This is a genomic window from Streptomyces sp. OfavH-34-F, assembly GCF_022347745.1.
Classification (GTDB): Bacteria; Actinomycetota; Actinomycetes; order Streptomycetales; family Streptomycetaceae; genus Streptomyces.
The window spans coordinates 1-2503 of sequence record NZ_JAKRGC010000536.1 but is presented as its reverse complement, the minus strand read 5'-3'; the positions used below and the strand labels follow the sequence as shown (position 1 = coordinate 2503).

The following is a 2503-nucleotide window of genomic DNA, read 5'->3' as shown; positions in this document are numbered from 1 at the left end:
CGCACCGCGCCCGCCTCGTGGAGCGCGCGCTGACCGGCAACCCCGGCCCGTACCAGGTGGTCACCGCCGACGGCACCCGCCCGCCGTGGCGGCCCGGCACCTTCGACCGGGTCCTGGTGGACGTGCCCTGCTCCGGCCTCGGTGCCCTGCGCCGCCGCCCGGAGGCCCGCTGGCGCCGCCGCCCCGAGGACCTGGAGGGCTTCGCGCCGCTCCAGCGCGGGCTGCTGCGCGAGGCGCTCAAGGCCGTCCGCGTCGGCGGCGTCGTCGGCTACGCCACCTGCTCGCCGCACCTCGCCGAGACCCGCGTCGTCGTCGAGGACGTGCTCAAGGGCCGGGGCGGCGCGTCCGCCGAGGCGGAGTGGATCGACGCCCGCCCGCTGCTGCCCGGCGTGCCCGCGCTGGGCGACGGCCCCGACGTCCAGCTCTGGCCGCATCTGCACGGCACCGACGCCATGTACCTCGCGCTGCTGCGCCGTACCGGCTGAGCGGCCGAAGGCTCCCCGCGCCGGGGCGGAACGCCGCCCTTGCTCGAACCGTAATGATCCCGTGAGGCTTTGGGGCGCACCGGGGCGGGGAAGTGACGCAGAACATGGCAGGCTTGGCCCATGGCCCAGATCAACCCGAGTATTCTCTCCGCCGACTTCGCGCGCCTCGCCGACGAGGCGAAGGCCGTCGAAGGTGCCGACTGGCTCCATGTCGACGTCATGGACAACCACTTCGTGCCCAATCTGACCCTCGGCGTTCCGATCGTGGAATCGCTCAGCAGGGCCACGGACACGCCGCTGGACTGCCATCTGATGATCGAGGACGCGGACCGCTGGGCGCCGCAGTACGTCGAGGCCGGGGCCGGGTCGGTCACCTTCCACGCCGAGGCCGCGGCGGCCCCCGTCCGGCTGGCCCGCGAGATCCGCGCCAAGGGCGCCCGCGCCTCCATGGCGCTCAAGCCGGCGACGCCCATCGAGCCGTACGAGGACCTGCTCCCCGAGCTGGACATGCTGCTGATCATGACCGTGGAACCGGGCTTCGGCGGCCAGGCGTTCCTGGACATCATGCTGCCCAAGATCCGGCGCACCCGTGAGCTGATCTCCAAGCACGGCCTCGACCTGTGGCTCCAGGTGGACGGCGGTGTCTCCGAGTCCACCATCGAGCGGTGCGCCGAGGCGGGCGCCGACGTCTTCGTCGCGGGCTCCGCCGTCTACAACGCCGAGGACCCGGCCGCCGCGGTGCGGGCCCTGCGTGCCAAGGCCGAGGGGGCCATCGGCGCGGCCGGCTGGGGCTGCGCGCACTGAGTCCCGGCGGCGCGGACGCGGATGCGGGAGGCGTCCGGGCCAAGGGCAGATGAACGGGGTCCGACGGGACCGGTCAGGGAGCGTCGCATCTGACAGGATGAACGGCGTATCAAGAGCGTGAACAGCAGTGAGGAGAACGCGGTGTCTGCAATGTCGGCGGGCCGGTCCGCCCTGCGGATGGGGCCCGCGGAGCTGGTGCAGGCGGCGGCCATGGCCCGCCGCTTCTACCTCGAGGGCAAGTCCAAGATCCAGATCGCCGAGGAGTTCGGCGTCAGCCGGTTCAAGGTGGCGCGCGTGCTGGAGACGGCCCTGGAGCGTGACCTGGTACGGATCGAGATCAGGGTTCCGGCGGAGCTGGACGCCGAGCGCTCCGACGCGCTGCGGGCCCGGTACGGGCTGCGCCACGCGGTGGTCGTCGAGTCCCCGGCGGAGGAGCAGGACGACGCGGCCGATCCGGAGAACCTGGGCGAGGTCGCAGCCGATCTGCTCGGCGAACTGGTGACCGAGGGCGACGTGCTCGGGCTGGCCTGGGGCCGCTCCACCATCCACATGGCCGCCGCCCTCGACCGGCTGCCCCCGTGCACGGTGGTGCAGCTCACCGGCGTGTACGACGCGGGCACCGCCGAGCGCGGTTCGGTGGAGGCGGTGCGGCGCGCCGCCCAGGTCTCCGGCGGCGAGGCCCACCCGATCTACGCGCCGATGCTGCTGCCGGACCCGGCGACGGCCGCGGCGCTGCGCCATCAGACCGGCATCGCCCGCGCCTTCGAGTACTTCGACAAGGTGACGGTGGCGGCCGTCTCCATCGGTTCCTGGGAGCCGGGGATCTCCACGGTGCACGACATGCTGTCGGACGAGGAGCGCCTGCACTACGCCTCGCTCGGCGTCGCCGCGGAGATGTCGGCCCACCTGTTCGACGCGGAGGGCCGCCGGGTCGGCCGGGACCTCGGCGAGCGCTGCATCACGGTCGAGGCGGACCGGCTGCGCCGGATTCCGGAGGTCGTGGCGATCGCGGGCGGGCAGCGCAAGGCCGCCGCGATCGGCGCGGTGCTGCGCTCCGGTCTGGTCACCAGCCTGGTGACGGACACGGCCGCGGCCGACTATCTGCTGACGGAGTCCGCGGCCCCGCGCCGGCCGGCCCTGGAGCGCACCGACCCGGACGGCGACTGAACCGTTCACGGCGGTACGGAGAGGGGCGGGCCGGTCACGTGACCGGC

The 2503-nt window shown here is 73.8% G+C and carries 2 protein-coding genes and 1 pseudogene; all 3 read left to right on the top strand.

What is annotated here, in order from left to right; translation table 11 throughout:
- A pseudogene (locus tag MHW47_RS34530) lies at positions 1–485 on the top strand (rRNA cytosine-C5-methyltransferase); the annotation flags it as partial.
- 120 nt (positions 486–605) lie between these two features.
- Positions 606–1289 (top strand): ribulose-phosphate 3-epimerase, encoded by a 684-nt coding sequence (gene rpe / locus MHW47_RS34525; RefSeq protein ID WP_239227781.1) that lies wholly within the window; start codon positions 606–608, stop codon positions 1287–1289.
- 150 nt (positions 1290–1439) lie between these two features.
- A complete protein-coding gene (locus MHW47_RS34520) occupies positions 1440–2456 on the top strand; it encodes a sugar-binding transcriptional regulator (protein WP_239227782.1) in 1017 nt (338 codons plus the stop codon).
- The last annotated feature ends 47 nt before the right edge of the window (positions 2457–2503 follow it).